General features: G+C 60.8%; 6 protein-coding genes and 1 pseudogene. All 7 read left to right on the top strand.

The features are described from left to right. A pseudogene (locus ADK28_RS02535) lies at nucleotides 1–209 on the top strand (bifunctional UDP-glucuronic acid oxidase/UDP-4-amino-4-deoxy-L-arabinose formyltransferase); the annotation flags it as partial. Beyond that, nucleotides 206–1,111, top strand: a complete 906-nt coding sequence (gene arnD / locus ADK28_RS02530) for a 4-deoxy-4-formamido-L-arabinose-phosphoundecaprenol deformylase (RefSeq protein ID WP_016927957.1) — start codon at nucleotides 206–208, stop codon at nucleotides 1,109–1,111. The pseudogene ADK28_RS02535 and the gene arnD, both read left to right, overlap by 4 nt. Beyond that, nucleotides 1,108–2,772 (top strand): lipid IV(A) 4-amino-4-deoxy-L-arabinosyltransferase, encoded by a 1,665-nt coding sequence (gene arnT, locus ADK28_RS02525; RefSeq protein WP_016927956.1) that lies wholly within the window; start codon nucleotides 1,108–1,110, stop codon nucleotides 2,770–2,772. The genes arnD and arnT overlap by 4 nt, the downstream gene beginning before the upstream one ends. Beyond that, nucleotides 2,769–3,113 (top strand): 4-amino-4-deoxy-L-arabinose-phosphoundecaprenol flippase subunit ArnE, encoded by a 345-nt coding sequence (gene arnE, locus ADK28_RS02520; protein ID WP_004931404.1) that lies wholly within the window; start codon nucleotides 2,769–2,771, stop codon nucleotides 3,111–3,113. Before arnT ends, arnE begins: the two co-directional genes overlap by 4 nt. Further along, nucleotides 3,110–3,502 (top strand): 4-amino-4-deoxy-L-arabinose-phosphoundecaprenol flippase subunit ArnF, encoded by a 393-nt coding sequence (gene arnF / locus ADK28_RS02515; RefSeq protein ID WP_016927955.1) that lies wholly within the window; start codon nucleotides 3,110–3,112, stop codon nucleotides 3,500–3,502. The genes arnE and arnF overlap by 4 nt, the downstream gene beginning before the upstream one ends. Before the next feature lie 171 nt (nucleotides 3,503–3,673). Further along, nucleotides 3,674–4,138 carry an NlpC/P60 family protein gene (locus tag ADK28_RS02510; protein ID WP_016927954.1) on the top strand — a complete coding sequence of 155 codons (465 nt, stop codon included), beginning with the start codon at nucleotides 3,674–3,676 and terminating at the stop codon, nucleotides 4,136–4,138. A gap of 59 nt (nucleotides 4,139–4,197) precedes the next feature. Further along, a partial coding sequence (locus ADK28_RS02505; RefSeq protein ID WP_048794794.1) for a lipoyl protein ligase domain-containing protein occupies nucleotides 4,198–4,548 on the top strand: 351 nt, incomplete at its 3' end.

The raw sequence follows: 4,548 nt of genomic DNA, 5'->3' as shown, positions 1-4,548 counted from the left end.
ACCGCTTCCCGCCGTTTGCCGGCTTCAAGGACGTAGAGAGCAGCAGCTACTACGGCAAAGGTTACCAGGACGTCGAGCACCGCACGCCGAGCATCAAAAACGCTCACCGTCTGCTGGGCTGGCAGCCGACCATCGAGATGAAGCAAACCGTCGCCGATACGCTGGACTACTTCCTGCGCACTACCGTTCAGGAAGGGAACGGTGCATGAAGAAAGTCGGTCTGCGGGTTGATGTAGATACCTTCAGCGGCACCCGTGAAGGGGTGCCGCAGTTGCTGGACCTGTTCGAAAAGTACGACATTCAGGCCAGCTTCTTCTTCAGCGTGGGACCGGACAACATGGGGCGCCATCTTTGGCGCCTTTTGCGTCCGAAATTTCTGTGGAAAATGCTGCGTTCGAACGCCGCCTCGCTGTACGGCCTGGATATTCTGCTGGCCGGCACCGCCTGGCCGGGGCGCAATATTTCGCGCGCGTTGGGGCCGCTGATGAAGCGCACCGCCGAAGCTGGCCATGAAGTCGGGCTGCACGCCTGGGATCACCAGGGCTGGCAGGCCAAGGTCGGCAAGTGGAGCGAGGCGCAGCTGACCGAGCAGGTGCAGCGGGGCGTCGACGCCCTGAGCGCCTGCACCGGCCAGCCGGTGAAATGCTCCGCCGTGGCGGGCTGGCGCGCCGATACGCGCGTGCTGGAGGTCAAGCAGCGCTTCGGCTTCCATTACAACAGCGATTGCCGCGGCACCCATCCGTTTCGTCCGGTGCTGAGCGATGGGCGTCACGGTACGGTGCAGATCCCGGTCACGTTGCCGACCTTTGACGAAGTGATCGGCAGCGAAGTCAGCATGGCCGACTTCAACGACTACATTCTGCGCGCCATCGAGAACGATCGCGGCGTGCCGGTGTACACCATTCACACCGAAGTGGAAGGCATGTCGCAAGCGGCGATGTTCGAACAGTTATTGCAACGCGCACAGCGGCAGGGCATCGAATTCTGTCCGCTGAGCGCGCTGTTACCGCAAGATTTGGCGTCACTGCCGTTGGGCCGCATCAAGCGCGCTCCTTTCCCCGGCCGCGAAGGTTGGCTGGGCTGTCAAACCGATGTGAAGGACGTTACATGAAGGCGCTAAAAGGATCCTGGGCCATTCTGCTGGCCGTTTTTTTTGCTCTGGTTTACCTGATCCCGCTTAACGGCCGCCTGCTGTGGCAGCCGGATGAAACGCGTTATGCCGAGATCAGCCGTGAAATGCTGCAACGCGGTGATTGGGTGGTGCCGCATCTGCTGGGGCTGCGTTATTTCGAGAAGCCGGTAGCGGGTTACTGGTTCAATAACATCAGCCAGTGGCTGTTTGGCGAAAACAACTTTGCGGTGCGCTTCGGCTCGGTGTTCAGCACCGGCATGACCGCATTGCTGGTGTTCGCGCTGGCGATGCTGATGTGGCGCAATGCGCGCCGCGCCAGCCTGGCGATGTTGATGTTCCTGTCGATGGTGCTGGTGTTCAGCATCGGCACTTACAGCGTGTTGGATCCGATGATTTCGCTGTGGTTGGCGGCGGCGATGGTCAGCTATTACCTGACGCTGCAGGCCTCCTCGGTCAAGGGCAAGCTGGGCGCTTACGCATTGCTGGGCTTGGCCTGTGGCATGGGCTTTATGACCAAGGGCTTCCTGGCGCTGGCGGTGCCGGTGATCGCGGTGATCCCGATCGTCATTCAGCAACGCCGCATCAAGGATCTGCTGTGCTATGGCCCGGTGGCGATCGTGACCGCTACGCTGCTCAGCCTGCCGTGGGCGCTGGCTATCGCGCAACGCGAACCCGATTTCTGGAATTATTTCTTCTGGGTCGAACATATTCAGCGTTTCGCCGAAGATAATGCTCAACACAAGGCGCCGTTCTGGTATTACCTGCCGGTTCTGCTGGCGGCGGTGCTGCCTTGGCTGGCGCTGCTGCCCGGCGCGCTGCTCAAAGGTTGGCGCGAGCGCGTACAGCGTCCGGAGCTGTTCTTCCTGCTGAGCTGGGCGCTGATGCCGCTGATCTTCTTCAGCATCGCCAAAGGCAAGCTGCCGACCTACATTCTGCCGTGCATGGCGCCGCTGGCGCTGCTGATGACCGCCTATGCGGAAGACTATGCCGCCACGCTGCGCGCCAAGCTGTTCAAGGCCAATGCCTGGTTGAACGGCCTGTTCGGGCTGATTGGCATCGTGGCGCTGGTGGTGTTGAGCTCCGGTCTGCTGCCGAAAGCGCATCTGTTTACTCCCCAGGAGTGGCCGAAAGTGGTGCTCGGCCTGATCGCCTTCGGCGGCTGGCTGCTGTTCGCATTGGTTTCTGCGCGCGATAACGGCCGCCAATGGCGCTGGGCGGCGGCTTGCCCGGTGCTGCTGTGCCTGGTGATCGGTTACGCCATTCCGCAACAGGTGACCGATTCCAAACTGCCGCAAAACTTCGCCCGCGCCACGATGGCCGAACTGAGCGACAGCCGCTATGTGTTGAGCGACAGCGTCGGATTGGCGGCCGGCCTGGCCTGGGAACTGAAGCGCAGCGACGTGCTGATGTACAGCCAGAAAGGCGAGGTGGCCTATGGTCTTGAGTACCCGGACGCCAAGGGGCACCTGATCAGCGATGCCGACTTCCCGCAGTGGCTGGCGCAGGCGCGCAAGCAGGGCAATGTGTCGCTGGTGTTGCAGCTGTCCCGTGATGAAGCGCTGCCGCAGGAGCTGCCGGTCGCAGACAAGGTGGATCGTATGAACCGCCTGGTGCTGATGTGGTATAAACAGCAACCATGATCGGTTTTTTGTTGGTGATAGTGGTCAGTCTGCTCACCTGTGGTGGGCAGCTGTGCCAGAAACAGGCGGCGCACTGCTGGGAACGGGCAGACGAGGCGCGGCTGAAACAGACGCTGCGCTGGTTGGCGCTGGCGGTGTTGCTGTTGGGGCTGGGCATGGCGGTGTGGCTCAATGTGTTGCAACGCCTGCCGCTCAGCCTGGCTTACCCGATGCTCAGTCTGAACTTCGTGATGGTGACGCTGGCGGCGCGCTGGCTGTTTCATGAGCCGACGACCGTTCGCCACTGGTGCGGCGTGGCGTCGATTATGCTGGGGATCCTGCTGATGAGCGTGCATTCATGAAGGGCTATGCCTGGGGCGCCGCCAGCGTACTGCTGGTGACGCTGGCGCAGTTGCTGATGAAGTGGGGCATGGTGCAGATCCCGCTGATGTCGTTCGCCGACGTCTCGTTGGCGCTGATCGGCGACAACGGGTTGCCGCTGCTGGCGGTGGGCGGCGGCATCTTCGGTTATGCGCTGTCGATGCTGTGTTGGTTCTTTGCGCTGCGCCATCTGCCGTTAAACCGCGCTTATCCTCTGCTGAGCGTCAGCTATGCGCTGGTTTACCTGGCGGCGGTGATCCTGCCGTGGTTTAACGAGTCCGCTACGCTGCTGAAAACGTTGGGCACGCTGTTTATTCTGTTCGGCGTCTGGCTGATTAACAGCAAACCCGAGACAAAATCGCCGGAATAGCGCCAAAACCGGCGATCCCGCCATTATCTCCCTTATGGCGCTTGCCTTTTTCATCGTGCGGGAGATAAATTAACGCCAAATGGCGCTCTCCTTACGTGATGCCGGCTTTGCCTCGCAGGCGGTGGTGTACCGGATGGCATAATGCGGCGACGTGTTCAATGAAGGGATATTATGCGGATGCGTGTGTGGTTTTTATTAGCCAGTTTGATCCTCGCCGGGTGTAGCAGCCATGCGCCGCCGCCCAGCGGCCGCCTGGCGGACTCTATCGTGGTGGTGGCCCAGCTCAACGAACAGTTGCGCCAGTGGTACGGCACGCCATACCGTTACGGTGGTCTGGATCGCGGCGGCGTAGATTGTTCCGGCTTTGTTTACCGCACGTTCCGCGATCGTTTCGACATGCAACTGCCGCGTTCGACCGAAGAACAGACCTCCCTGGGCACCAAGGTTTCACGCGATGAGCTGATGCCGGGCGATCTGGTGTTTTTCAAAACCGGCGGCGGTGAGAACGGCCTGCACGTCGGCATTTACGATACCAACGACCAATTTATCCACGCGTCGACCAGCCGCGGGGTGATCCGCTCCTCGCTCGATAACGTCTACTGGAAGCGGGTGTACTGGCAGGCGCGACGCATTTAGCCTTAACCCGTTGATTTGGTGTATCATGGCGGCATCTCGTGTTTTGAACGGTGCCTGCCATGAACAGCCTGCGTTTACTGATCTCCGACTCCTACGATCCCTGGTTCAACCTGGCGGTGGAAGAGTGCATCTTCCGCGAAATGACCACGCAAAAGATTCTCTTCCTGTGGCGCAATGCCGAAACGGTGGTGATTGGCCAGTCGCAAAACCCCTGGAAAGAGTGCAATACCCGGCGTATGGAGCAGGACGGCATTCGGTTGGCGCGGCGCAGCAGCGGCGGCGGGGCGGTATTTCACGATCTGGGCAATACCTGCTTCACCTTTATGGCCGGCAAACCGGGCTACGACAAGAGCGTCTCGACCGACATCATTCTGCAAGCGCTGCGGCAGTTGGGCGTCACAGCCGGCGCG

It is taken from the genome of Serratia sp. 506_PEND, assembly GCF_001076875.1.
Taxonomy (GTDB): domain Bacteria; phylum Pseudomonadota; class Gammaproteobacteria; order Enterobacterales; family Enterobacteriaceae; genus Serratia; species Serratia marcescens.
The sequence above is the reverse complement of the archived record's forward strand: the minus strand, read 5'-3'. Positions and strand labels throughout refer to the sequence as shown.

Excerpts from the sequence above, each read along its gene's own strand:
- arnE (WP_004931404.1), top strand. The coding sequence starts at position 2,769 with ATGATCGGTTTTTTGTTGGTGATAGTGGTCAGTCTGCTCACCTGTGGT.
- arnD (WP_016927957.1), top strand. The coding sequence starts at position 206 with ATGAAGAAAGTCGGTCTGCGGGTTGATGTAGATACCTTCAGCGGCACC.
- ADK28_RS02510 (WP_016927954.1), top strand. The coding sequence starts at position 3,674 with ATGCGGATGCGTGTGTGGTTTTTATTAGCCAGTTTGATCCTCGCCGGG.
- arnT (WP_016927956.1), top strand. The coding sequence starts at position 1,108 with ATGAAGGCGCTAAAAGGATCCTGGGCCATTCTGCTGGCCGTTTTTTTT.
- arnF (WP_016927955.1), top strand. The coding sequence starts at position 3,110 with ATGAAGGGCTATGCCTGGGGCGCCGCCAGCGTACTGCTGGTGACGCTG.